15 protein-coding genes, 5 tRNA genes and 1 pseudogene are annotated in these 24,432 nt (G+C 65.7%); 15 read left to right on the top strand and 6 right to left on the bottom strand.

Annotation, left to right across the window (positions count from 1 at the left end; translation table 11 throughout):
- The first annotated feature begins 30 nt into the window (after positions 1-30).
- Positions 31-921 (top strand): folate-binding protein YgfZ, encoded by an 891-nt coding sequence (locus tag FHT08_RS07570; protein WP_166774716.1) that lies wholly within the window; start codon positions 31-33, stop codon positions 919-921.
- Here FHT08_RS07570 and ugpC read toward each other — a convergent pair.
- The gene (ugpC, locus tag FHT08_RS07565; protein WP_104537310.1) at positions 918-2,006 is read right to left on the bottom strand and encodes a sn-glycerol-3-phosphate ABC transporter ATP-binding protein UgpC; all 1,089 of its coding nucleotides are present in this window, start codon (positions 2,004-2,006) and stop codon (positions 918-920) included. The two genes, FHT08_RS07570 and ugpC, sit on opposite strands and share 4 nt — an antisense overlap.
- A gap of 421 nt (positions 2,007-2,427) precedes the next feature.
- On the opposite strand from ugpC, the gene zwf reads away from it, so the two are divergent.
- The 5 genes from zwf to FHT08_RS07540 all read left to right on the top strand — a co-directional run bounded on the left by zwf (position 2,428) and on the right by FHT08_RS07540 (position 8,378).
- On the top strand, positions 2,428-3,858 hold the full coding sequence (gene zwf, locus FHT08_RS07560; RefSeq protein ID WP_166774715.1) for a glucose-6-phosphate dehydrogenase: 1,431 nt from the start codon (positions 2,428-2,430) through the stop codon (positions 3,856-3,858).
- Positions 3,855-4,862 (top strand): glucokinase, encoded by a 1,008-nt coding sequence (gene glk / locus FHT08_RS07555; RefSeq protein WP_016902597.1) that lies wholly within the window; start codon positions 3,855-3,857, stop codon positions 4,860-4,862. Before zwf ends, glk begins: the two co-directional genes overlap by 4 nt.
- A complete protein-coding gene (pgl, locus tag FHT08_RS07550) occupies positions 4,859-5,578 on the top strand; it encodes a 6-phosphogluconolactonase (protein ID WP_104537308.1) in 720 nt (239 codons plus the stop codon). Before glk ends, pgl begins: the two co-directional genes overlap by 4 nt.
- Before the next feature lie 171 nt (positions 5,579-5,749).
- The gene (edd, locus tag FHT08_RS07545) at positions 5,750-7,666 is read left to right on the top strand and encodes a phosphogluconate dehydratase (RefSeq protein WP_166774714.1); all 1,917 of its coding nucleotides are present in this window, start codon (positions 5,750-5,752) and stop codon (positions 7,664-7,666) included.
- A 52-nt stretch (positions 7,667-7,718) separates the two neighbouring features.
- Entirely contained in the window at positions 7,719-8,378 is a 660-nt protein-coding gene (locus FHT08_RS07540; RefSeq protein ID WP_016902600.1) for a bifunctional 4-hydroxy-2-oxoglutarate aldolase/2-dehydro-3-deoxy-phosphogluconate aldolase, read from the top strand.
- A gap of 921 nt (positions 8,379-9,299) precedes the next feature.
- Here FHT08_RS07540 and FHT08_RS07535 read toward each other — a convergent pair.
- The 3 genes from FHT08_RS07535 to FHT08_RS07525 are packed head-to-tail and all read right to left on the bottom strand — an operon-like array spanning position 9,300 to position 17,025.
- Positions 9,300-12,386, bottom strand: coding sequence for an efflux RND transporter permease subunit (locus FHT08_RS07535; protein ID WP_104537305.1), 3,087 nt, complete (start codon positions 12,384-12,386; stop codon positions 9,300-9,302).
- Positions 12,383-15,895 (bottom strand): efflux RND transporter permease subunit, encoded by a 3,513-nt coding sequence (locus FHT08_RS07530; RefSeq protein ID WP_166774713.1) that lies wholly within the window; start codon positions 15,893-15,895, stop codon positions 12,383-12,385. The genes FHT08_RS07535 and FHT08_RS07530 overlap by 4 nt, the downstream gene beginning before the upstream one ends.
- The gene (locus FHT08_RS07525) at positions 15,892-17,025 is read right to left on the bottom strand and encodes an efflux RND transporter periplasmic adaptor subunit (RefSeq protein WP_166774712.1); all 1,134 of its coding nucleotides are present in this window, start codon (positions 17,023-17,025) and stop codon (positions 15,892-15,894) included. The genes FHT08_RS07530 and FHT08_RS07525 overlap by 4 nt, the downstream gene beginning before the upstream one ends.
- 204 nt (positions 17,026-17,229) lie before the next feature.
- Here FHT08_RS07525 and FHT08_RS07520 point away from each other — a divergent pair, with 204 nt between their 5' ends.
- The 6 genes from FHT08_RS07520 (at position 17,230) to FHT08_RS07495 (ending at position 19,100) form a co-directional block, all read left to right on the top strand.
- On the top strand, positions 17,230-17,622 hold the full coding sequence (locus tag FHT08_RS07520) for a cytochrome c (protein ID WP_166774711.1): 393 nt from the start codon (positions 17,230-17,232) through the stop codon (positions 17,620-17,622).
- 8 nt (positions 17,623-17,630) lie between these two features.
- Positions 17,631-18,092, top strand: coding sequence for a cytochrome c (locus tag FHT08_RS07515; protein ID WP_104604681.1), 462 nt, complete (start codon positions 17,631-17,633; stop codon positions 18,090-18,092).
- 104 nt (positions 18,093-18,196) lie between these two features.
- A tRNA-Ala gene (locus FHT08_RS07510) sits at positions 18,197-18,272 on the top strand.
- 45 nt (positions 18,273-18,317) lie between these two features.
- Positions 18,318-18,393, top strand: a tRNA-Glu gene (locus tag FHT08_RS07505).
- A gap of 507 nt (positions 18,394-18,900) precedes the next feature.
- A tRNA-Ala gene (locus FHT08_RS07500) sits at positions 18,901-18,976 on the top strand.
- Positions 18,977-19,024: 48 nt separating this feature from the next.
- A tRNA-Glu gene (locus FHT08_RS07495) sits at positions 19,025-19,100 on the top strand.
- Positions 19,101-19,306: 206 nt separating this feature from the next.
- On the opposite strand, the gene FHT08_RS07490 is transcribed toward FHT08_RS07495, so the two are convergent.
- Together FHT08_RS07490 and FHT08_RS07485 are read right to left on the bottom strand one after the other, a co-directional pair.
- A complete protein-coding gene (locus FHT08_RS07490) occupies positions 19,307-19,483 on the bottom strand; it encodes a hypothetical protein (protein ID WP_043909075.1) in 177 nt (58 codons plus the stop codon).
- A gap of 300 nt (positions 19,484-19,783) precedes the next feature.
- Positions 19,784-19,870: transfer RNA gene (locus tag FHT08_RS07485), tRNA-Leu, on the bottom strand.
- Between the two features lie 139 nt (positions 19,871-20,009).
- Here FHT08_RS07485 and FHT08_RS07480 point away from each other — a divergent pair.
- The 3 genes and pseudogenes from FHT08_RS07480 (at position 20,010) to FHT08_RS07475 (ending at position 24,367) form a co-directional block, all read left to right on the top strand.
- A complete protein-coding gene (locus FHT08_RS07480; RefSeq protein ID WP_104537243.1) occupies positions 20,010-20,390 on the top strand; it encodes a response regulator in 381 nt (126 codons plus the stop codon).
- A 203-nt stretch (positions 20,391-20,593) separates the two neighbouring features.
- A pseudogene (locus FHT08_RS20205) lies at positions 20,594-20,977 on the top strand (histidine kinase); the annotation flags it as partial.
- A complete protein-coding gene (locus tag FHT08_RS07475) occupies positions 20,966-24,367 on the top strand; it encodes a PAS domain S-box protein (RefSeq protein ID WP_343204137.1) in 3,402 nt (1,133 codons plus the stop codon). The pseudogene FHT08_RS20205 and the gene FHT08_RS07475, both read left to right, overlap by 12 nt.
- Positions 24,368-24,432: the final 65 nt, after the last annotated feature.

Raw genomic sequence — 24,432 nt, 5'->3', positions numbered from 1 at the left:
ACAACATTGCGATTTTAGTCCTCCCCTTCCGTGGCTGACAACCTGAATCTCATTCCGCAGGGTTTCGGCTCCCTGCACGACATGCAATACGTCCGCTTGATCGGGGCGGATGCAGTGGCGTTCGCGCATGCGCAATTTGCCAACGACGTACAGGCGCTGGCGATCGGGCAGTGGCAATGGAATGCGTGGTTGACGGCAAAGGGGCGCGTGATCGCCATCTTCGCACTCCTGCGTGAGGACGACACCCACCTGCTGATGCTGTTGCCCGATGGCAATGCGGCCGAGATCGCAACCCAACTCGGCCGTTTTGTGTTCCGGCGCAAGCTCAAGATCGGCGTCGCGGCGCTTTCGGCGTATGGCGGCCATGCCGCGCCTGCGCGCGCGCAAGGCGCGCAGGCCGATATCGGAACGCAGCGTATCGAATTGGACATGGGCAGCGATGCCTTGCCGCGCACGCTGGTGCTGCTTGCGGGCGAGCAGGCATTGGCAGCGCCTATCGAATCACGGCACATGGATGCCGACTGGCGCCGTACGGACCTGCAACTGGGGCTGGCGCGCCTGCCCGATGCGCAACGCGAGCAATGGACACCACAGCAGCTGGCGCTGGATCGCCTGCACGCGTTCAGCGTCAAGAAGGGCTGCTACCCGGGCCAGGAGATCGTCGCGCGCACACACTTCCTGGGCAAGGCCAAGCGTGCGCTGCAATTGCTGCAGGTCGATGCGGTTGGCAGCGATGCGCCGGTCGACGCGGGCCAGGCCGTGCTGCTGGGCGATGCCACTGTCGGCACGCTGGTCAGCGTGGCGGGCGATCTTGCGCTGGCGGTATTGCCGCTGGAGCTGACCCTGGAGACCGACGCCGTGCTGCAGGCGGGCGCGCATGCCGCCCGCCCGCTTGCGTTCGTGCAGGGACTGGCGCGTTAGGCCAGCGCCAGCCGTTCGCCGCTGGCCGGGTCGAAGAAGTGCAGCGCCTCGCTGCGCAGCGCCAGGCGCAGCGGTTCCCCCACCGCCGGCAAGGCCTGCGGCGCAACCCGGATCACCAGCGGCTGGCCGCCGCGGTCGAGGTTGAGGAAGATCTCGTTGCCGACCGGTTCGATCACCTCGACACGCGCGTCAAAGCCCAGCGCGGCATCGCCTGACGGCTGCAGGTGTTCCGGGCGCACGCCGACGATCACCTCGCGACCGAACCAGCTGCGCTCCACCCGTGCCGCACCCAGCGGCACGCGCCAGCCATCGGCCATCACCAGATGCAGGCCGTCCTGCTCATCCAGGCGCCCCTGCAGCACGTTCATCGCCGGGCTGCCGAGGAATCCGGCCACGAACAGATTGGCCGGGCGGTCGTACAACGCCATCGGGCTGTCGATCTGCTGGATCACCCCATCCTTGAGCACCACGATGCGCTGGCCGAGCGTCATCGCCTCGACCTGATCGTGGGTGACGTAGATCATCGTGGTGCCGAGCTTGCGATGCAGCTGCGCGATCTCGGTGCGCACGCTGTGGCGCAGCTTGGCATCCAGATTGGACAGCGGCTCATCGAGCAGGAACACCGACGATTCGCGCACCATCGCCCTTCCCAGCGCCACACGCTGACGCTGGCCGCCGGACATCGCCTTGGGCAGCTTGTCGAGCATCGGGGTCAGCCCCAGCAGCTCGGCGGCGTTGTTGACCCGCTCGGCGATGACCTGTTTGGGGTGGCCGCGCAGCTTGAGCCCGAAGGCCAGGTTCTCGGCCACGGTCATGTGCGGATAGAGCGCATAGCTCTGGAACACCATGGCGATGTCGCGGTCCTTCGGGGCCACGTCGTTGACCACGCGCTCGCCGATCTTCAGCGTGCCGGCGCTGATGTCCTCGAGCCCGGCGATCATGCGCAACAGGGTCGACTTGCCGCAACCGGACGGACCGACCAGCACCATCAACTCGCCATCGGCGACCTCGAAGCTCGCACCCTGCACCGCGACCTGACCGTTCTCGTAGACCTTGCGGACACCTTCCAACTGCACTTTCGCCATTTTCGGCCTCAACGTAAGTTGTGCGCCCTGCCCTCGGCCCTCCCGACGGCGGTGACGCGACATGCGCCTGCAAGGAAATCTCCTGCAAACGAATGCATTGGTTTATTCTGACATGTAATCGTTTTCACATGGCAACATCGATCTCGGGAGGGACCATGCCGCCACCGACCCAAGCCGCTGCTTCAAGCGGTGCAGCCTACCGTGCAAGACCCGGCATTTCGCCGCGCATGTGCAGGTATCCCGCCGCGGCGCTAACCGCTGACGGCCACTTGCTGCAACAATCGGGGATTGGGCGTGCGCGTCCATCCCCCACTGCGCGCACGCCAGTGTCGCTCAGCAACAGACGTACCGACCGCCGGCTGTCCGGCGCCTTTCCGACCAGCTGCTGATCATGATGTCTCCAGAATCCGAAATTCGGTCCATGCATAACACCCTGATCCTGTTCGGCGCCACCGGCGATCTCGCCCAGCGCTATCTCTTCCCGTCCCTGCTGCGATTGTTCGTCGATGGCCTGCTGCCGGAGGATTTCCGTATCCGTGCGCTGGCGTTGTCGCCACACGACACCGAGGCATTCCGCGAGGTCCTGCGCCCGCGCCTGGCCGCCGCGCTGCCGATCGCCACGCCCGGACAGATCGAAACGCTGCTGCAGCGTGTCGACTATCGCTCGGTGGATCTGCGCGATGCCGAGTCGGTGGCCAATGCCGTGCGCGAGCTGGCCAGCCGCCAGTGCGTGAGCTACCTGGCGATTCCGCCGGGCCTGTACATCAGCACCTGCCAGGGCCTGGCCCTGGGCGGTGCGCTGGCCGCGCCGCATCGGCTGATGCTGGAAAAGCCGATCGGCCACGACTCGGACAGCGCCCGCGAGATCCTGCAGTCGATCGGCGCGCTGATCGACGAAGACCGCGTATTCCGCCTGGACCATTACCTGGGCAAGGCGGCAGTGCAGAACCTGATCGCGCTGCGCTTCGGCAATACGCTGCTGGAAGCGGTGTGGAACCGCACCTACATCGAGTCGGTGCAGATCCTGGTGGCCGAAAGCGAAGGCGTGGACGGGCGCGATGCCTACTACGCGCGCTCCGGCGCGCTGCGCGACATGGTGCAGAGTCACATCCTGCAGTTGTTGTGCCTGGTGGCGATGGAGCCGCCGGCCTCGCTGGAAGCGGACCGCATCCGCGACGAGAAGGTCAAGGTGCTGCGCGCCCTGCGCCCGATGACCGCCGAGCATGCCGCCCACGACAGCGTGCGCGGCCGCTACACCGCCGGCAGCATCAACGGCCAGCCGGCGCAGGCCTATCACCCGCCGGAGGGCAGCGACGTGGAAACCTTCGTCGCGGTGACCGCGCATATCGACAACTGGCGCTGGGCCGGGGTGCCGTTCCACCTGTGCACCGGCAAGCGGCTGGCCGAACGCTCCACCCGCATCGTGGTCACGCTCAAGCCGGTGACGCATTGGCTGTTCGAACGCCCGGACCGGCAGAACGCCGTGCCCAATCGCCTGACCTTCCAGCTGCAGCCGCAGGAAAACATCGAGCTCGGCCTGATGAGCAGCTTGGCCGGCCCGGAATGGGGCGCGATCGAACTGCAGCCGCTGGAACTTGAACTGTCGGTGCCGACCGGCCTGCACCGCCGCATCGCCTACGAGCGCCTGTTCGTGGATGCCTTCAACGGCAACCCGGCGCTGTTCGTGCGCGACGACGAGGTCAAGGCCGCCTGGTCGTGGATCGACAGCGTCAGCGATGCGTGGAAAGACGCGCAGTTGCCGCTGCAGCCCTACCCGGCCGGCAGCTGGGGCCCCGATGCCGCGGGCCCCTTCCTGCCCCCGGCCACCGACGCACAGGGACACACCGCATGACCGCTCCTTCCAAGCCGGTGCTGGTTGCCGATATCGGCGGGACCAATGCGCGCTTCGCGCTGGCCGACGTCGACGCCTCGGTGCCGCTGCTGGATGACACCTCGCGCGAATTTGCGGTGGTCGATTTCGGCTCGCTCGGCGAAGCCGCGCGCTATTACCTCGACCAGATCGGCGTGCAGGCCACCCAGGGCGTGTTCGCCGTGGCCGGCCGCGTGGACGGCGACGAGGCGCGCATCACCAATCATCCGTGGGTGATCTCGCGCTCGCGCACCGCTGCGATGCTGGGCTTCAGCACCCTGCACCTGATCAACGACTTCGCCGCGCAGGCCATGGCGATCAGCCTGCTGCGCCCGCAGGACGTGGTGCAGGTCGGCGGCGCCAGCTGGCGGCCGGCGCCGATCGACCAGCCGCGCAACTACGGCGTGATCGGCCCGGGCACCGGGCTGGGCGTGGGTGGCCTGATCATCCGCAACGGGCGCTGCTTCCCGCTGGAAACCGAAGGCGGCCATGTCAGCTTCCCGCCCGGCACGCCAGAGGAGATCCGCATCCTGGAGATCCTCTCCGAGCAGTTCGGCCGGGTTTCCAACGAGCGCCTGATCTGCGGCCCGGGCCTGGTCAACATCCATCGCGCGCTCAGCGAGATCGCCGGGGTCGACCCGGGCCCGCTGCAGCCCAAGGACATCACCGCGCGTGCGGCTGCGGGCGACCCGCGCTCGTCGCGCACCATCGATCTGTTCTGCGCCATCTTCGGCGCGATCGCCGGCGACATGGTGTTGATGCAGGGCGCCTGGGACGGCGTGTTCCTCACCGGCGGGCTGGTGCCCAAGGTGCTGGATTCGCTGCAGCATTCCGGCTTCCGCCAGCGCTTCGAACACAAGGGACGCTTCTCCGCGATCATGTCGCGGGTGCCATCGCTGGCCGTCATGCATCCGCATGCCGGCCTGCTCGGCGCCGCCGCCTATGCGGTGGATGCGCAGCGTCAGCATCCAGGGGAGCAACGATGAACCTGCAGGACAATCCGCGCATCACACTGGTGCGCTACGAAGACCCGGCCGAATGGACCGAGGCGGTCGCCAGCGAGATGGCCGACCTGCTGGAACAGGAGATTTCGCGCCGCGGCCAGGCGCGCATGCTGCTGTCCGGCGGCACCACGCCGGCGCCGGTGTACGAATCCCTCGCCCACCGTCCGCTGGATTGGGCGCGGGTGGAAGTGGGCTTGGTCGATGAGCGTTGGCTCTCCCCGCAGGATCAGGACAGCAACGCCTGGCTGGTGAATCACAGTTTTTTGACCCATGCACCCGCCGCGACCTTCATTCCGCTGGTGCGTCCGGGCAAGCAGCTGCCCGAGTGCGTGCACACCGCGAACCTACAGGCCACGCATGCCGAACCCGCGTGTCTGGCGGTGCTGGGCATGGGCGGCGACGGACACACCGCCTCGCTGTTCCCGGGCTCGACCGATCTGAGCAAGGCGCTGTCCAGCCCGCAGCCGTACGCGTCGCTGGATGCCACCGGCTGCCCCGGCTCGAATCAGTGGCCGCTGCGGATCACGCTGACACCGGTCGGGCTGGCCGCCATCCCGACCCGCCTGCTGTTGTTGCGCGGCAAGCAGAAGCTCGACGTGCTGCAGGCTGCATTGGCCGGTGACGATGTCAGCCAGTACCCGATCCGGGTGGCGCTGCAGCAACCTGGCCCGAAATTGCGGGTTCACTGGTGCGCTTGAATGCGAGTCCTTCGCAACAGCCCACACATCCGTGTGCGGGGATTCAAACGTGCGAGTCCCTCGCGATAGCCGATGTTGTGCGAGTCCTTTGCAAGAGCCCGCACATCCGTGTGCGGGTATCAAAAAGAGCGTGCTTACTTTCTTCCCCCCGTTTCTCATAGCCGGTAGCCAATGAGCCTGCATCCGAACATCCAAGCCGTCACCGACCGTATCCGCAAGCGCAGCGCGCCGTCGCGCGCGGCGTATCTTGCCGGTCTCGATGCCGCCCTGCGCGAGGGTCCGTTCCGTAGCCGTCTGAGCTGCGGCAACCTGGCGCATGGTTTCGCCGCGTCCGAGCCGACCGACAAGTCGCGCCTGCGCGGTGCGGCCACACCCAACCTGGGCATCGTCACCGCCTACAACGACATGTTGTCGGCACATCAGCCGTTCGAGCATTACCCGCAGCTGATCCGCGACACCGCGCGTACGCTCGGCGCCACCGCGCAGGTCGCCGGTGGCGTGCCGGCGATGTGCGACGGCGTGACCCAGGGCCGCGCCGGCATGGAGTTGTCGCTGTTCTCGCGCGACAACATCGCCCAGGCCGCGGCGATCGGCCTGAGCCACGACATGTTCGACAGCGTGGTGTACCTGGGCGTGTGCGACAAGATCGTGCCGGGCCTGCTGATCGGCGCGTTGGCGTTCGGGCATCTGCCGGCGCTGTTCATGCCGGCCGGCCCGATGACGCCGGGCATTCCGAACAAGCAGAAGGCCGAAGTGCGCGAGCGCTACGCCGCCGGCGAAGCCACCCGCGCCGAACTGCTGGAAGCCGAGTCGTCCTCGTATCACTCGGCCGGTACCTGCACCTTCTACGGCACCGCCAACTCCAACCAGGTGTTGCTCGAAGCGATGGGCGTGCAGCTGCCCGGCGCCTCGTTTGTCAACCCGGAACTGCAGTTGCGCGATGCGCTGACCCGTGAGGGCACCGCGCGTGCGCTGGCGATCTCCGCGCTGGGCCAGGACTTCCGTCCATTCGGTCGCGTGATCGACGAGCGCGCCATCGTCAATGCCGTGGTGGCGCTGATGGCCACCGGCGGTTCGACCAATCACACCATCCACTGGATTGCGGTGGCGCGTGCGGCCGGCATCGTGCTGACCTGGGACGACATGGATCTGATCTCGCAGACCGTGCCGCTACTGACCCGCATCTACCCCAACGGCGAAGCCGACGTGAACCGCTTCCAGGCCGCAGGCGGCACCGCCTTCGTGTTCCGCGAACTGATGGACGCCGGGCTGATGCACGACGACCTGCCCACCGTGGTCGAAGGCGGCATGCGCGCCTACGCCAACGAGCCGCGCCTGCAGGACGGCAAGGCCGTCTACGTGCCCGGCACTGCGACCACCGCCGACGACAGCGTGGCGCGGCCGGTCAGCGCCGCTTTCGAATCGCAGGGCGGCCTGCGCCTGCTGCGCGGCAACCTGGGCCGTTCGCTGATCAAGTTGTCGGCAGTCAAGCCGCAGCACCGCACGATCCAAGCGCCAGCGGTGGTGATCGATACGCCGCAGGTACTCAACAAGCTGCATGCAGCCGGCGTGCTGCCACACGATTTCGTGGTGGTCCTGCGCTACCAGGGCCCGCGTGCCAACGGCATGCCGGAACTGCATTCGATGGCGCCGTTGCTGGGCCTGTTGCAGAACCAGGGCCGGCGCGTGGCGCTGGTCACCGACGGTCGTCTGTCCGGTGCGTCGGGCAAGTTCCCGGCGGCGATCCATATGACGCCCGAGGCCGCGCGCGGCGGTCCGATCGGGCGCGTGCGCGAAGGCGACATCGTGCGCCTGGACGGCGAAGCCGGCACGCTGGAAGTGCTGGTCTCGGCCGAAGAGTGGGCATCGCGCGAGGTCGCACCCAACACCTCGGTGGCGGGCAACGACTTGGGGCGCAACCTGTTCGCCATCAACCGCCAGGTGGTTGGCCCGGCCGACCAGGGCGCCATCTCGATTTCCTGCGGCCCCACCCGTCCGGACGGCGCGCTGTGGAGCTACGACGCCGAGTACGAACTCGGTGCCGATGCAGCGGCCGCCGCCGCACCGCACGAGTCCAAGGACGCCTGATTCCCCTTTCCTCTGCGCGACCGCCCGGCGGTCGCCGTCTAACGGAGTTGCAATGACGATTGCCCAGACCCAGAACACCGCCGAACAGCTGCTGCGCGACGCCGGCATCCTGCCGGTGGTCACCGTGGACACGCTGGACCAGGCGCGCCGCGTCGCCGATGCGCTGCTCGAAGGCGGCCTGCCCGCGATCGAACTGACCCTGCGCACCCCGGTCGCGATCGAAGCGCTGGCCATGCTCAAGCGCGAGCTGCCCAATATCGTGATCGGCGCCGGCACCGTGCTGAGCGAGCTGCAACTGCGTCAGTCGGTGGATGCCGGTGCCGACTTCCTGGTCACCCCCGGCACGCCGGCGCCGCTGGCGCGCCTGCTTGCCGATGCGCCGATCCCCGCCGTGCCCGGCGCGGCCACGCCGACCGAGCTGCTGACCCTGATGGGCCTGGGCTTCCGCGTCTGCAAGCTGTTCCCGGCCACCGCGGTGGGTGGCTTGCAGATGCTCAAGGGCCTGGCCGGCCCGCTGTCCGAACTCAAGCTCTGCCCCACCGGCGGCATCAGCGAGGCCAACGCGGCCGAGTTCCTGTCGCAGCCGAACGTGCTGTGCATCGGCGGCTCGTGGATGGTGCCCAAGGACTGGCTGGCACAGGGCCAGTGGGACAAGGTCAAGGAAAGCTCGGCCAAGGCGGCGGCGATCGTTCGGCAGGTACGCGCGGGCTGATTTCTGGCCGACGTATCCAGCGGCTCGGAACCCAGGTTGCTGGGAAAGCTGGATAGCTGAGGAAAGCTGATCAGCTGGCGCTTTGGTTTTGAATGCGGAAAGCCCGGTTAGCTGGCGCTTTGCTTTTGGTTGAGGAAAGGCTGCTGGCGGGCGCCTTTGTTTCATGCGCGGGAGCGGTCCGCGGGCGCCGGGGCAGGACACGCCGTGAACCCATTCATGGGGGCTCTTTCGTGTAAGCGCCCCGGCGCCCGCGGACCACTCTTCGACTGTTCCTGTGTTGGCGGAACGGAGAGCAGCCACCGCCGCAGGGCATGCCCGACCTAGCTTTGGTCGTTGCCCCGCCTAATGAGGCAGGGGCCTCTTCGCATCCCTCTTGAAGGCGGCGGATTGAGAGCGCTGGGAACCGTGCACTTCTGAGTAGTTGGCATCTGGGCGGTTTGTCTGGGAGCTACGAAGTCGAAGGTCCAGAAGACGTGCGGCGACCTTGGCAGATGATTGGCATGCACCAAAATCGACCACTGAATCGGCTGCCGTTTTTCGTCGCTCAACGTCGCGGAAACGACTCGCCGAGGCGGCAGCGTGGCCGGGGATTGGCGGAGAGCGGCACAGGGATGTGCCGCGGCGGCGAGTCAGACAGGATGTCTGACCGAGCCGAGGAGCCAGTCCGCGGACACGCTGTCGCCCTCACCGAAGCCAGCGAATGGCAGCCGTGTACTGAGCAGTACCCAGACAACCCGTATCCTCACCTCGCTCCGCGCCCCGGCCCATGCTTGCGGCGCGGTCGCTCCAAGGCACGCGCGTCCATGGCGCGCAAGCCGTGCCTCCTCGCCCCACCGGGAGAGGGGCTTTGCGCCTTGTCACCCAGGGCCTCAGTGCGCTGGTGAATGCCTTAGGCCGGGGAAACTTCAGCAGTGTTGGCGCTCACGATTCCAGCGCGACGCTTGTCGGCGGCGTCTTCGACACGCCACGCGCACGTCGTACCAGCGCGGCTGCGCCGTTGCTCATGTCATCGAGAATTGCGTAGATCGTCGGCAGGAACAGCAGGCTCACCACCGTCGAGAACGCCAGCCCGCCGGCGATCGCGCGGGCCATCGGGAAGTACGGCGGGCCGTCGCTGAACATCGTGGTGCTGGTCAGCGAGATCGGCACCATCGCCAGGATGGCGGTGCCCATCGTCATCATGATCGGCCGCAAGCGCTCGCGCGAGCCTTCCACCAGTGCCTGGGTACGCCCCATGCCACGGCGGCGCAGGTTGTTGATGTGCTCGATCATCACGATGCCGTTGTTCACCACCACGCCCATCAGCACCAGGATGCCGATGAAGGACATGATCCCGAACGAGGTGCCGGTGATCCAGAACAACCAGAACACCCCGAAGATCGAAAACACCACGCCGCTCATGATCGCCGCAGGAAACAGCAGCGACTCGAACACCGCCGCCATCACCACGTAGATCATCACCAGCGCGATCACCAGGTTGAACACCATCTGCCCCATCGCTTCGCCGTCGTTCTGGTAATCGCCGCCGTCGAAGGTATAGCTGTAACCGGCCGGGAAACGCATCGCCTTGAGCGGCTTCTCCATTGCCGCGCGTGCTTCCGGTGCGGTGACCTTGCTGGCCAGATTGGCCTTGATGGTCAGCGTGGTCTGGCGGTTGGTGCGGCCGATCTGGGTGGCGGCCGGGCGAATCTGTACATCCACCAGACTGAGCAACGGCACGCTGCGACCATCCTTGGTACGCACCGTGAAGCTGGCCAAGTCTTCCGGCTTGCTCTGTTCGGCACCGGCAAACCGCACCCACACCGGCACCTCGTTGTCGCCGCGGCGGAACTCGCGCAACGGCGTGCCGCGCAATGCCAGGCCGACGAAGCTCGCCACCTGCTCGGCACTGAATCCGAAGGCTGCCGCACGCTCGCGGTCGACCCGGATCGCCAACTCGCTGGTGCGGTCGCCGGTGTCCACATGCACGTCGCGCAGTTCCTTGCGCTGCGCCAGCAGCGGGATCACATCGTCCGCCAGGGCCTGCAGGGCCTGGGTCGAGTCGCCGACCAACTGCACCTGCACGCCTTGATTGCCGCTACCGCCATCGCCCTGATTGCCGATGCTGTAGTCCGCCCGCGCCGAGCGCGGCAATGCCTTGCGGATCTGTTCCAGCAACGGCGGCAGGTCCTTGACCTTGCTCGCGTCGAAGGTCACCGTGGTGCTGCTGCCTTCCGCTTCGCTGAACCACGAATAGATTTGGGTGATGTGGTACTTGGCGCGATTGGCTTGCAGGTAATGCTCGACCCGCCCCACCTCCTCACCCATCTGCTCATGCGTGTACGAGCCTTTCCACTGATACTGGATGAAGGCCTCGTTGCCGCCGTCGCCGCCGAACATGTCGACCTTGGTCAGTTTCATCGGCACCAGGCTGATTGCACTGACCAACACGATGCCGGCCACGCTCCAGCCGCGATGGGCCAGCGTCCATGTCAGCAGCTTGGCGTAACGGCGCTGCAGCCGTGCGATCACGCCGCGCTCTGAACTCACCATCGGCGGTGTCCTCATGCGCGCCGACAACATCGGAATCAGGCTGATCGCCACCAGCCACGAGGCCAGCAACGAGACCGAAATGGTGATGGCGATCTGCGCCATGAAGATGCTGATGTTGTTGGTCTCGCCGAACAGGTTCGGCACGAATACGATGCAATGGCACAAGGTGCCGGCGCTGAGCGCGATCGCCACGCTGCGCGTGCCGAGCAAGGCTGCCAGCTGTGGCTGACCGGGCATGCGCTCGCGCTCCTGGTAAATGCTTTCCACCACCACCACCGCATTGTCGACCAGCATGCCGACCGCCAGCAGCAGGCCCATCATGGTCAGGATGTTGAGCGTGACGCCGACGAAATACATGAAGCCCAGCGTGATCGCAAAGCAGATCGGAATCGCCAGCGTCACCATCAGCGTCGATGGCCAGTGGCGCAGGAAGAAGAACAGTACCGTGATCGACAACAGCAAGCCCACTGCGCCGGCCTCTGCCAGTTCCGCCAGCGACGAGGTCACTGCCTTGCCCTGGTTGTCGATCACCTTGATCTGCACATCGCGCATCGCAGGTTCGGCGCGAATGTCCTCGACCTCCTTCAACGCCGCCTTGGACACATCCACCAGGTTGGCGCTGCGCTCCTTGTAGATATCCAGCCCGATCGCCGGACGTCCGTCCAGGCGGCGGCCGTAATTCATCCGCGTCGGCTTCAGCCGCACCTGCGCGATGTCGGCCAGCCGCAGCCCCTTGGCATTGAGCACCAGATCGCGCAACTCCTGCAGATCGCGCAATTCGCCGATCGGCTGTACCCGAATGCGCTGGCCGTTGTCGTCGATCTGGCCTGCAGACACCGAGAAATTCAGCTTGCCCAAACGCTCGCTCAAATCATTGAGGCTGAGGTCGTGCGCGGTGAGCCGGTCCGGGGCGATGGCGATCTCCACTTCGTTCGGTGGTGCGCCGGAGATCTCCACCTTGGCCACGCCGGGAATCCGTTCGATGCGTCGCTTGAACTCGCGGTCGAGCATGTCGTACGCGCCGGTCAGATCGGTCTGGCTGGCCAGGCGCACCTTCAGCACCGGTTCGTCGCTGCTGGACCATTTATAGATGTGGAAGCGCTGCAGATCTTCCGGAAAATCGTCGCGGATGGCATCCAGCCGCTCGCGCGCATCCGATGCGGCGATGGCGATGTCGCGATCCCAATCGGAGAACTCGATGAAGATATTGGCGCCATCGGCGGTGGCGGTCGAGCGCATGCGCTTGATGCCGGTCATCGTCGCCAGCGCCTCTTCGGCCGGCCGCACCAGGTTGCGTTCCACCTCGTCCGGGGTGGAGCCGGTGTACGGCAACTGCACGAACAGGAACGGTGCGGAAATGTCCGGCAGCGCTTCCAGCGGCAGCCGGAACGCGGCAATCAGCCCCACCACCACCAGCGAGACGAAGCACATGATGGTGGTGACCGGGCGACGGATGCTGAAGGCGGCAACACTCATAGCGCCTCCAGCCCGTCGGCGTTCCCGGTCGCCTGCGCTCGTTGGCCGGCCATGCGCCGGCCACGCACCAGGTAGTACGCATCGGCGCGGCGATCCAGCAGGTCGTACACCACCGGGATCACCAGCAGGGTCAACAGCGTGGACACCAGCAACCCGCCGATCACGGTGATCGCCATCGGTGCGCGCACTTCGGCACCCTCGCCCATCGCCACCGCCAGCGGCAGGAAGCCGAACAAGGTGCACAGCGTGGTCATCACGATCGGCCGCAGGCGCGAACGCGCGCCTTCGATCAAGGCCTCGCGCTTGGGAACTCCTTCCTCGCGCAGCTGGTTGACCTTGTCGATCAGGATGATCGCGTTCTTGGTCACCAGCCCCACCAGCAGGATCAAGCCGATGAACACCACCACCGACACCGGCTTGCCGGTCATCAGCAAGGCCAGCACCGCGCCGACCATCGCCAGCGGAATGGTGAACAGGATGACGAACGGATGCAGCAGCGATTCGAACTGCGAGGCCATCACCAGATAGACCAGGAAGATCGCCAGACCGAACGCGAACAACAGCGACCTGACCGATTGCGCCAGCTCCTCGCCCTGCCCGCCGATATGCATGCCCACGCCGGCGGCCAGCGGATCGTTGTGCACCATCGACTCGACCTCGCGCACCGCGCCGCCCAGATCCATGTCATGCAGGCTGGCCGAGACGATCGCCACGCGGGTCTGATCGGCGCGATGGATCTCGCTCGGTCCGGTCGTCGCCACGACCTCTGCCACCGCCGCCAGACGCACCGGTCGGCTGCTGCCCGGGTTGACGATCAGCTGCCGGATCGCATCCACACTGGCGCGGTCGCTGTGCTGCGCACGCACCAGCACGTCGATCTTGCGATCGCGAAAGCTGTAGCGCGTGGCCACATCGCCGCGCACTTTCTTGACGATGACATCGGCGATCTGGCGGGTGGTCAGGCCAAGCGCACCGGCACGTTCCTGATCGAAGCGGATCTGGATTTCCGGGAAGCCCTCTTCCACCGTCGACTTGACGTCGGCGTAGTGGCCATTGGCCCGCAGCATTGCCGCCAACTTCTGCCCGGCACGTTCCAGTTCGCCCAGATCCTGCCCGCGCAACTCCACTTCCAGTGGCGTGGAGAAGCTGAACAATGCCGGCCGTGCGAAATCCACCTGGGCCCCCGGATGCCCGGCCATGCTGCTGCGCAGCCGCCTGGTGGCCGCCGCTTCCACTGCAGGGCTACCGCCGCCGGCCATCACTACGGTGAGCTTGCCGATGTTCTCGCCGCTCTCGGTGGGATTGGCATCCAGCCGCGTGCCGCTGCCGCTGACGCCGTACAGCGAGGCGATGCCCGGATCCTTGTCGTGCGCCAGCTGCAATTCGCGCACCAATGCATCGGTCTGCGCCAATGGCGTGCCGGAAGGCAGCTTTACCGTCATTTCGAAGCGGTCCTGCGCCAGTTGCGGAATCAGATCCGCACCCAGCATCGGCACCAGGAACACGGTGCCGATAAACGCGGCAGCCGCCAATCCCAGCACCAGGCCGGGCCGCCGCAATGCCGCCGGCAGCACCGCCAGATAACCACGCTCGGCGCGGGCATATGGCGCCATCGCCAGGTCGCTGGCCTTGCGCATCACCGGCGACACCACCCGCGCGATGCCGCGCCACAGCTTGACCACCGCCCACGCCACACCGAAGACCGCATAGTGCATGCTCGCGCCGGCCCCGCGCCGGCCGGCGGCCACCGGTTTGAGCCAGCGCTGCCGCGGCTGCCACTGCGGCCGGCTTGGCTCGTCCGGGAATGCCATTGGCGGTGCACCCTTGAGCGAACTCAACATCGGGATCAGCGTCATCGACACCACTAGCGAAATCGCGATCGCGATCGCCACGGTCATCGCCTGGTCGCGGAACAACTGCCCGGCGATGCCGTCGACGAACACCAGCGGCAGGAACACCGCGATCGTGGTCAACGTGGACGCCATCACCGCCATGCTGACTTCGCGGGTGCCGGCGATTGCCGCATCCAGCACGCTCAGGCCACGTTCGCGCGCCTTGGCGATGCTTTCCAGCACCACGATCGAATCGTCCACCACCAGCCCGGTGGCCAGCGCCAACCCGCCCAGCGACATCACGTTGAGGCTCAGCCCCAACTGGCCCATGAAGAAGAACGTGGTGATGATCGACACCGGCAACGACAGGCTGATCACGAAGGTGCTCCAGCCATCGCGCAGGAACAGGAAGATGATCAGGATCGCCAGCACGCCGCCGATCACCGCATCCTTCTTGACGTCGCTGATCGCGTGCTCGATGAAGTGCGATTGATCCTCGATGGTGGTGATCTCCACATCGCCCGGCACCGTGGCCTTGAGTTGCTCCAAACGTGTGCGCAGCGCCGCGGCGGTGGACACGGTATTGGCATCGCCTTCCTTGTAGATCGCCAGCTCCACCGCTTCCTTGCCGCCCAGGCGGATGATCGCCTCGCGCTCCTTGTAGCCCTGGCGCACCTGGGCCACATCCTTCAATCGCACCGGCATGCCGCCGGCAATGCTGCTGCTGGCTGCCGACGAGGTGCTCTGCACTTCGGCCGCTGCCGCCAGCGCCGCCTGCGAGCCGGTGGACGCGGCGATCGCATACATCTGCTGCATCGCCGCGTCCGCAGCGCTGCCGCTGCTGCTTTGCGTGGTCACCAACATGTTGCGGATCTCGTCCAGATCCACGAACTGGTTGACCGTGCGCACCAGATACCGCTGCGAGCCTTCTTCCAGGCGGCCGCCGGAGATGTTGACGTTCTCTTCCTTGAGCCGGGTGATCACGTTGTCGATCGGCAGATTGAGCTGGGCGAGTTTCTGCTGATCGATATCGACCTGGATCTCGTCTTCCAGCCCGCCGCCGACCTTGACCGCAGCTACGCCGGCCACCGGCTCGAGCTTCTTCTTCAAATCCTCATCGGCATAGCGACGCAAGCCGGTGAGCTGGCGGATCGCATCGTTGTCGGATGCCGGCGCCTGTTTGGGCGACAGCGCAAGCCGCATGATCGGCTCGGTCGAGGGATTGAAGCGCAGCAATACCGGCGGTTTGGTTTCCAGTGGCAGCGACAGGGCTTCCATCTTGTCGCGCACTTCCAGGCCGGCCTGGTCCATGTTGGTGCCCCAGGCGAACTCCAGCACCACATCGCTTTGCCCGGTGCGCGAGATCGACTTGAGCTTGCGCAGGTTCTTGACCACGCCGACCGCTTCTTCCACCGGCTCGGTCACCAGCGTCTCGATTTCCGCTGGCGCCGCACCGGTGTACTCGGTGCGCACGGTCAGCGTGGGATAGCTCAGATCCGGCAATAGATTGACCTTGAGACTGCGCAGGGCGATCAGCCCGAACAGCAGCATGGTCACGGTGATCATCGCGATGGTCACCCGACGCCGTGTGGCGAAGGCCACCAAGCCACCGCCACCTCCGTGCAAAGGCGCATGCGGGTCGTGCACGGGGCCGTGCGCGTTGCCGTGATCGCTCATGAGCGTTTCCCGTCGCTTCCGGTTGCCGGTGCCGCAGCCGCAACCGGCTTGCGATCGGGCTGGCCGATGACCTGCACCGCCGTGCCATCGCGCAGCGCCACCTTGCCGGCGGTCACCACCTGGTCGCCTTCCTTCAGGCCTTGCCGCACTTCCAGCCACGGCCCTTCGGCATAACCGAGTTTCACCGGTACCCGGCTGGCCTTGCCGTTGCGTACCACGAACACCGCCGGCTCGCCGTCGTCCAGCAGCGCCAGGCGCGGGATCACCAATGCGTCCTTGCGCTGGTCGTAATCGATACGGATGCGCCCGAACATGCCCGGCTGCAGCGCTTCGGCGCCCTGGCCGAACGCACAGATCACCCGGAAGGTGCCGCTGCCCGAATCCACCACCGGCGCGATGCGGTCGACCTTGCCGATGAACTGCTGACCGGGCAAGGCGTCGGCCAGCAGGGTCACCGGCTGGCCGGATTTGAGCGTGGCCAGTTCGCGCTCGGGCACATTGAGCGTGGCTTCCAGCTGCGAATCGTCGACGATGCGGAAGATCGGCGTATTGATCTGCACGAAGTTGCCGGTCTTGATCGAGCGCGAGGCGATCACCCCGGAAATTGGCGCCTGCACGGTGGTGTAGGACAGCTCCAGCGATGCCAGGCGGTGCTGCGCGCGGCTGTTCTCGACATCGAACTTGAGCTGATCGACATCGGCGGCACTGACCAGCTGCTGCCCCACCAACTGGGTGGCACGGCGATAACTGTTCTCCAGTTTGCGCAACTGCGCTTCGCTTTGCGCCACCGCCAGATGCGCGCGGTCCGGATCCAGGCGGACCAGTGCCTGGCCAGCGGCCACCTTCTGCCCCTCTTCCACCATCACAGCCAGTGCCACGCCGGAGGTCTTTGCCACCACCTGCGCTTCGGCACGCGGCTCCAGGGCGGCGGTGCCGGTATAGCTGGCCGCCACTGCACGGCGTGCGGCCTTGGCAGTTTCCACCGGCACCGCATCGACGGTTTTCTTTTCCTCGGCGGCCTTGGCCTCGCCATCTCCCGCCTTGCAGCCGCCCAACAACAGGCTCGTGGTGATCAACAATGCAGCGGCGCAGGTTCCGCTGCGGCCGGGCAGGAAGGAGAGTGGCGACATCGTCGTGTCCTAGTGGATGCGTGAACAGGTGTTGTAGGCAAGTAGACCACCCGAACGATCATGTCGCCAATGCGCCAAAGGTCATGGTCTGTTCAAGTTCGCGTATTCACCCCGTTTGCGCCGCGCCAAATCGCAGGCATACTCGGACCGGTTCCGCCACGCCCCCACGTGCGGACGTTCAATCAGTCTTCCGGATACGAAACCATGCGCCCGCAGCCGCTCGCCGCTTGCCTCGCTCTGGTCGTCTTCCTGCCGTTTGGGGGCGCATCAGCGACACCGTCAGTCACGCCAGCGGCACCCGCCGCCCCCGCGCCCACCCCGGCGGTGGCCACGCCCGCAGCGCCCGCCGGCAACCCGTCCAACGGACGTTTGCTGGCCTATACCTGCCAGGGCTGCCACGGCGTCACCGGCTACAAGAACGCCTATCCCAGTTATCGCGTGCCCAAGATCGGCGGCCAGTCCAGCCAGTATCTGACCCAGGCGCTGACCGAGTACCGCCAGGGCAAACGCAAGCATCCCACCATGCAAGCGCAGGCGCAGAGCTTTTCCGAGCAGGACATCGCCGATATCTCCGCCTACCTGTCCACCCTCAAATAAGCGCCCACATGCCGAACGCCCTGCACGCTCCGCGTCTAGCCATCGCCCTGGTCGCTGCCCTGATGTTGGCGGCCTGCTCCCAATCCCAGGTTGAGTCCCCCGACCATTCCGCCGGCGATGCCGGCCACGCCAGTGGCGAACATGGCTCCGGCTCGTCAGCCGGCCTGCCGAACGGACGCGCCGAGGCTGGCGACAAGCTGGCGCACGCCAAGGGCAAGGCGACCGGTCAGAGCTGCATCGATTGCCATGGTGCCGACGGCAATGCGCCCATCGACCCCAGCTATCCCAAGCTCGGCGGACAGTACGGCGATTATCTTGCGCACGCCTTGCAAGCCTATCGCAGTGGCGATCGTCAGCACCCGCTGATGACGGCCCAAGCCACCGCGCTGAGCGACCAGGACATCGCCGACCTGGCCGCCTATTTCGGTGCACGGCAGACGCAGCTGCGCGACCTGCACGGCGTCAAGTGAGGGGCTGTCGCACAGCGTGCCGCACGCACGCTGCGTCTCATCCGGAATGAAAAAGCACTTGCACGAGCATTAACAGGCCGCTATCATTTCGTTCTCAGTTTCGTGGGGCCATAGCTCAGCTGGGAGAGCGCCTGCATGGCATGCAGGAGGTCGGCGGTTCGATCCCGCCTGGCTCCACCATTCCTGGCTTAGGCCGTCAGGATGGCAACTCAGGTTTTGATACGCGTCCCCATCGTCTAGAGGCCTAGGACACCACCCTTTCACGGTGGACACCGGGGTTCGAATCCCCGTGGGGACGCCAATCATCTGAAAGCCCCGGCACTGCCGGGGCTTTTTTTTGCGTGCTTTTTTCAGCATCGATTGCGTGCGCAGCTATCTGCACGCGGTGCTCGTAGTGTGGCGTGTCATCTGTCGATATCGATGATGCAACAGCTCCACATCAGCGTAGTGCGACCTGGACCTTTGCACCTCACCTGCTGCGGTTGCCGGCACGGCTACGCAGACGGCGGTGCAAGCAAACGCAGGATGCTGCGATGCTGATCGAATGTTGTGCGCAGACTGTTGCACATGACCGACGTGCAAAAGATGCCACGGCGACTGCATCGCCACACCCTACGCAATCAGACACTCGTGCATGCAGACGACATCAAGGTCGGTCAGTCTGCGGGGCGCGCACTCATCGATTCCTCGCGAAGCCACGTCTCACGTTGATCCCCCGCCGCGTGCGAATCGGTCGCGCAAAACTTTTTGCACAGACCACTTCCCAAGCGTCATCGATGTCGCTATGATTGCCGGCTCGCAGCATCGTGGGGCCATAGCTCAGCTGGGAGAGCGCCTGCATGGCATGCAGGAGGTCGGCGGTTCGATCCCGCCTGGCTCCACCAAATTCCCGACATAGGCCGTCTGGAATCTACAACCAGGTTTTGATACGCGTCCCCATCGTCTAGAGGCCTAGGACACCACCCTTTCACGGTGGACACCGGGGTTCGAATCCCCGTGGGGACGCCAATCATCTGAAAGCCTCGGCATTGCCGGGGCTTTTTTTTGCCTGAAATTCAGGCCACTCCACTCCACCGCATGCAGTCGGTGGCGGCACGATACGCGCACGTGTAACTCCATCCACACTCACGCACACGCGTATCGACGGGGGAACGTACGCGCCCGATGAAGCACTTGCACCGCTCGCGAATCGAACGAATTGGCGCAACGACGGATCAGGTCTGGCCGTCATCCAGCGCCTTGCGGCCTTCGTGGGTGAGATCGATATCGCCGTCCTCGGCCTGTGTCGCATAGCCGGCGCGCACCGCCCAGTTGGCCTCTTCGTCGGCGACCGGCGTGGTGTCGTGGATGTCGCGCAAAATGCGCAGTTGCTGCGAAGAATCGAAATCCATGGAAGCCACCTGCTTGAAAGAGTTCTCCAAGGTACGCACCGCGCGTGATGGTTGCGTGCCTGCAAGCACCTGGCGGCAAACCGAACTCGTCTCGCCGGAATTTTTCAGCGGCCACGCATGAGCGGTGCGCCGCAGTGGGACACGCCGCCATGCGAAGAAGGTGACGCTGCCCTGACGGCATGGCTCAGGCGCGGCGATGCAAAAAGCGGCAGGCATTCACCCGCTCCGGCGGCAGCCGAGCGCACAAAAGAAAAGCCCCTCTGGATATGCCAGAAGGGCTCTACTTGTGCTGCTACATCTTGGTGCCGAAGGTGGGACTCGAACCCACACGCTTTTAAGGGCGGCGGATTTTGAATCCGCTGCGTCTACCGATTCCGCCACTTCGGCGTGGCCGCGCAGTATAGCGGCTTGTGTATGAAACGAACAGTGTCAGACCGCGCCTGACGAATTCAGGTGCAAGCGGAGCCATCAGCGCCGCGGTGGAGCGGTGTCGATATACTGACCCACTTAGATGAAGGAGTAAGCAATGTCGGTGTTGCGTGGAGTTCGGGTGCTGGTGGTCGAGAACGACCAGATGAATGCCATGCTGCTCGACCTGCAGCTCGTCCAGGCTGGCGCGGTCGTGCTGGGTCCGGTCGGAGAAGTTGCACAAGCGCTGGCGCTGATCCAGGCCGAGGCGCCGGAGATCGCAGTGCTCGACTACCGGCTCGGCAACGGCGAGACCAGCGAGCCGGTCGCCCGACTGCTGGCGGAGCTCGGGATTCCGTTCGTGCTGGCTACCGGTGTTGCCAGTGGCACCATCCCCCGCGGCTTCGAACGCGGCGTGATCCTGACCAAGCCCTACCTGTCCGACGAACTGATCGGCGCTCTGTCCAGGGCGCGGCAACTGAGCGGTGCCGCCAGCTGAGGGCGACAGCACAGCCGGTGCGTCACCAGCATGCGGGCGCGGCCGACGTTTGACGCTCTCCATTGCCAGCCGCCTCTGCTGGCTGCGCGCCTGCCGCGCTTGACGCAAGCCATTCCCGCGGTCGTGCCGGTTGCCGCCACGCTCGATCGCTGCCCGCTTGCCACTAGAATCGTGCATCCAGGCATGATGGGGTAGGTCACCGAATGGATATCGCCGTGTCGCCGTTTGCCGGCCTGTTGCCGGAAACGTGCGAGACAGCCGGATTGTTGCTGGCGTCGTCCGCGTGCGCCGCCGATCCGCTGCTGCGCGACAGCCAGGCGCTGCGGACGACGCTGTCAGTGTGCCTGCACGCGCAGGTTCCGATGCTGCTGGTCTGGGGCAAGCCGTCGCGCTGCATCTATAACGATGCCTGCATCGCGCTGCTGGGCGAACGCCACCCGGCAGCATTCGGCCAGCCATTGGCAGAGCTTGCAGACAGCGCGGAAGCCGACCGCACCTCTGCCGGGGCGCGTGCGGCATTGACGCTGTCGGCGTGGTCCTGCAGCCCGGTGCTGCATGCCGGCGAACATGTGGGCATGTTGTATGTCGCCAGCACCCCCGCCCCTGCTGCTGGGCCGACCCGTCGCGAGGCCGTGCCCGCGGCGGTTGCCCCCACACTCGATGAGTCATCGGCCTTCATGGCGGTGCTGCGTGGGCCCAGCTACATCGTCGAAAGCGCGAGTCAACGCTTCCACGAGCTGATCGGCCAGCGTCCGTTGCTGGGCCATCCATTACTCGAGGCGATGCCGGAAATCGCCGACAAGGGCTATCTCGAGCTGCTCGATGAGGTGAGACGCAGCGGCCGTCCTGTCATCGGCGAGTCGATGACCGCCCATCTGCAGCGTATGCCCGGCGATGCACTCGATCAGACCTTCGTGGATTTCCTGTATCAGCCGATGCGCGAGCGCGATGGCCGCCTCGATGCAATCCTGGTGCACGGACTCTCCGTCACCCAGCAACGCAGCATGGCAAGTCGCGACAGCTTCCTGCTGATGCTTGAAGACGCGTTGCAAAACGTTTCCGATCCGCGTCAGATCATCGATACCAGTGTGCGATTGCTGGGCGAACATCTGCAGGTCAATCGCTGCGCATTCGGCCTGGCGGCGGCCGACGGCAAAACCATGCACGTGATCAGTGACCATGTGCAGGACATGCCAAGCCTGCAAGGCGATTTTCCGCTGGAAGTGGCGCAAGGCCTGCGCGACGCCTTGTTGGAAAACCGCCCCTGGTTCACTACCGATGCGATGGCGCCCGGTGCACCGGACTATGTGGCGCAGCAGTACCGACGCTCCGGCCTACGCGCGTCGCTGGCGATTCCGCTGCACAAACACGGCCGCCTGGTTGCGGCCATCGGCGTGCATCAGCGCGCACCGCGGCGCTGGTTGCCCACCGAGATCGAAGTGGTCCGCCTGGTTGCGGCGCGCTGCTGGGAGTCCATGCAACGCGCCAAGGCGCAGCAACAACTGGCCGCCAACGAGGCACGGCTGCGCCGACTGGCCGACACACTGCCGCAGATCATCTTCATCGCCGACCCGGAGGGTCAGCCGCATTACTTCAATCGGCGCTGGTACGAATACACCGGACTGGATCCTGCCGACAGCCAGAGCGCTGCGTGGCATCGGGCGCACACCACCGATGGCCTGCAGCACTCCGCGCAGGCCTGGGCGTTGGCCATCGAGGGCGAGCGCGCCTACGAAATGGAGTGCGAACTGCAATGCCACGACGGCCAGCGGCGCTGGCATCTGGCGCGCGCCCTGCCCGTGCGCGGCGACGACGGCAGCATCAGCGAGTGGATCGGTACCTACACCGATATCCATGACCGGCGTGCATTCGAGCAACAGCTGCGCGAAAGCGAAGTGCGCTTCCGTGCCTTGTGCGAGACGGTGCCGGCGATGATCTGGATGGCCGATGCCCAGGGCGACTGCGTGTACTGGAATCCGCGCTGGTATCACTTCACCGGGCAGGCCGAAGACCAGGCGATGGACCAGGGCTGGTGGGATGTGATGCATCCCGACGATGCCGTGCGCGTACGCGACGCATTCGGACAGGCATTGGCGCAGCATGGCGAGTTCCTGGCCGAGTACCGCGTGCGTCGTCATGACGGGCAATACCGTTGGTGCATCGATACCGCATCGCCGCACTTCGCCAGCGACGGACGTTTTCTCGGCCACATCGGTTCGCTGACCGATATCTCCGAACGCAAGCACATCGAAGATGCCACCGCCTCCGACCGCGCCATCCTGAGCCTGATCACCACCGGCGCACCGCTACCGGCAGTGCTTGACGCCATTGCATCGAGCGTGGAAGCGCGTGGCGAGATTGCGCTGTATTGCGCGGTGATGGTGCTGGATGAAGTGCGCAAAACGCTGAGCTTCGGTTCTGCGCCGCATTTTCCGATCGAGTACCGCGGGCATTTCGAGGCCTCGCCGATCGGGCCGAACGGACCGCCCTGCGCGCGCTCGGCCTACCTCGGCCAGCAGGTGATCTGCGAAAACATCCAGGCAGACCCCAACTTCAGCGACCACCATGCGATTTCGGCGGCACTGGGCATCGTCGCCTGCTGCGTGACGCCCATCCTGGACAGCAACGGTCAGGTGCTGGGGACGCTCAACATCTACTACGACCGCGCTCACCTGCCCTCGCTGCGCGAGCAGGCGATGGCGCGCTCTGCCTCGCATCTGGCCGGCATCGTCATCGAACGCACGCACGTGGATGTCAAGCTCAAGCAATCGCTGCAAGCCGAGACCGCCGCACGCAGCCAGGCCGAGCACGCCAGCCGGGTCAAGGACGAGTTTCTGGCCACGCTCAGCCATGAATTGCGCACGCCGCTCAATGCCATCCTGGGCTGGTCGCGGCTGATGCAGTCGGAGCTGTTCGAGCCGGCCAATCTGGGCAAGGGGCTGATCATCATCGAACGCAGCGCACGCGCGCAGACGCAGATCATCGACGACCTGCTCGATATGAGCGCGATCCTGTCCGGCAAAATCCGCCTGCAGGCAGAGCACTTCGATATCGCAGGACTGATGCGCAGCACGGTGGAGTTGATGCAGCCGTCGGCATCGGCGCGCGACATCGCGCTGGAGCTGGATGCGCCCGGCGAAGGCGAGCTGTGGTTCTTCGGCGATGCCGGGCGCCTGCAGCAGGTGCTGTCCAACCTGCTCGGCAATGCACTGAAGTTCACCTCACCCGGAGGAACGGTGCGGGTGGGGCTGGACATCGAGGACGACCGGCTGCGGCTGTGCGTGCAGGACACCGGCATCGGGATCGCGGCCGAATTCCTGCCGCATGTATTCGACCGCTTTCGGCAGGCCGATGCCGGCACCACGCGGCGCGTGGGTGGGCTGGGGCTAGGCTTGTCGATCTCCCGTCAGTTGATCGATCTGCACGGCGGCAGCCTGGGGGCATCCAGTGCGGGCGAAGGCAAGGGCTCGACCTTCACCATCGTGCTGCCGTTCCAGCACGGGGTCAGCGATCTGCGCCCGGCGTCGGCCGAGTCGCTGCAGGTCGGTCCGCTGCCGCGCGATTGCCTCGGACGCCTGGATGGCGTGCGCCTGTTGCTGGTCGACGACGACCAGGATTCGCGCGAGGCGGTGGTGCAGTTCCTGACGCTTGCCGGCGCGCAGGTGCATGCGGCCGGCTCGGTGGAGGCGGCCGAGCAATGCCTTGCGGAGGCACCCTTCGACGTGCTGGTCAGCGATATTGCGATGCCGGCGCGCGACGGCTACGACCTGATCCGCACGGTACGCTCCGGTCGCGCGGACCTGCCCCGGCACATCCCCGCCATCGCTCTGACCGCCTACGTGCGCGAAGAAGACCGCGACCGCGCGGTACTTGCAGGATTCGATGCGCATATGGGCAAGCCGGTGGAGCCACCTGGTCTGGTCGACCTGATCGAGCGCCTGATCTTGCCGACGCGCACGGTACGCAGCGAGGCGTGAGATCGCCTGGAAACGCAGTAAAACAGCGTGGTCAACCGAGTACTGCTTGCAGCACACACACCGAC

It is taken from the genome of Xanthomonas sp. CFBP 8151, assembly GCF_011761885.1.
GTDB classification, from domain to species: domain Bacteria; phylum Pseudomonadota; class Gammaproteobacteria; order Xanthomonadales; family Xanthomonadaceae; genus Xanthomonas; species Xanthomonas arboricola_B.
This window is presented reverse-complemented; position numbering and strand designations above follow the sequence as displayed.

What these genes read in the sequence shown, in the direction of transcription:
- ugpC (WP_104537310.1), bottom strand. Translation starts at nt 2,006, where the DNA reads ATGGCGAAAGTGCAGTTGGAAGGTGTCCGCAAGGTCTACGAGAACGGT.
- zwf (WP_166774715.1), top strand. Translation starts at nt 2,428, where the DNA reads ATGCATAACACCCTGATCCTGTTCGGCGCCACCGGCGATCTCGCCCAG.
- glk (WP_016902597.1), top strand. Translation starts at nt 3,855, where the DNA reads ATGACCGCTCCTTCCAAGCCGGTGCTGGTTGCCGATATCGGCGGGACC.
- pgl (WP_104537308.1), top strand. Translation starts at nt 4,859, where the DNA reads ATGAACCTGCAGGACAATCCGCGCATCACACTGGTGCGCTACGAAGAC.
- edd (WP_166774714.1), top strand. Translation starts at nt 5,750, where the DNA reads ATGAGCCTGCATCCGAACATCCAAGCCGTCACCGACCGTATCCGCAAG.
- FHT08_RS07540 (WP_016902600.1), top strand. Translation starts at nt 7,719, where the DNA reads ATGACGATTGCCCAGACCCAGAACACCGCCGAACAGCTGCTGCGCGAC.
- FHT08_RS07535 (WP_104537305.1), bottom strand. Translation starts at nt 12,386, where the DNA reads ATGAGTGTTGCCGCCTTCAGCATCCGTCGCCCGGTCACCACCATCATG.
- FHT08_RS07530 (WP_166774713.1), bottom strand. Translation starts at nt 15,895, where the DNA reads ATGAGCGATCACGGCAACGCGCACGGCCCCGTGCACGACCCGCATGCG.
- FHT08_RS07525 (WP_166774712.1), bottom strand. Translation starts at nt 17,025, where the DNA reads ATGTCGCCACTCTCCTTCCTGCCCGGCCGCAGCGGAACCTGCGCCGCT.
- FHT08_RS07520 (WP_166774711.1), top strand. Translation starts at nt 17,230, where the DNA reads ATGCGCCCGCAGCCGCTCGCCGCTTGCCTCGCTCTGGTCGTCTTCCTG.
- FHT08_RS07515 (WP_104604681.1), top strand. Translation starts at nt 17,631, where the DNA reads ATGCCGAACGCCCTGCACGCTCCGCGTCTAGCCATCGCCCTGGTCGCT.
- FHT08_RS07490 (WP_043909075.1), bottom strand. Translation starts at nt 19,483, where the DNA reads ATGGATTTCGATTCTTCGCAGCAACTGCGCATTTTGCGCGACATCCAC.
- FHT08_RS07480 (WP_104537243.1), top strand. Translation starts at nt 20,010, where the DNA reads ATGTCGGTGTTGCGTGGAGTTCGGGTGCTGGTGGTCGAGAACGACCAG.
- FHT08_RS07475 (WP_343204137.1), top strand. Translation starts at nt 20,966, where the DNA reads ATGTTGTATGTCGCCAGCACCCCCGCCCCTGCTGCTGGGCCGACCCGT.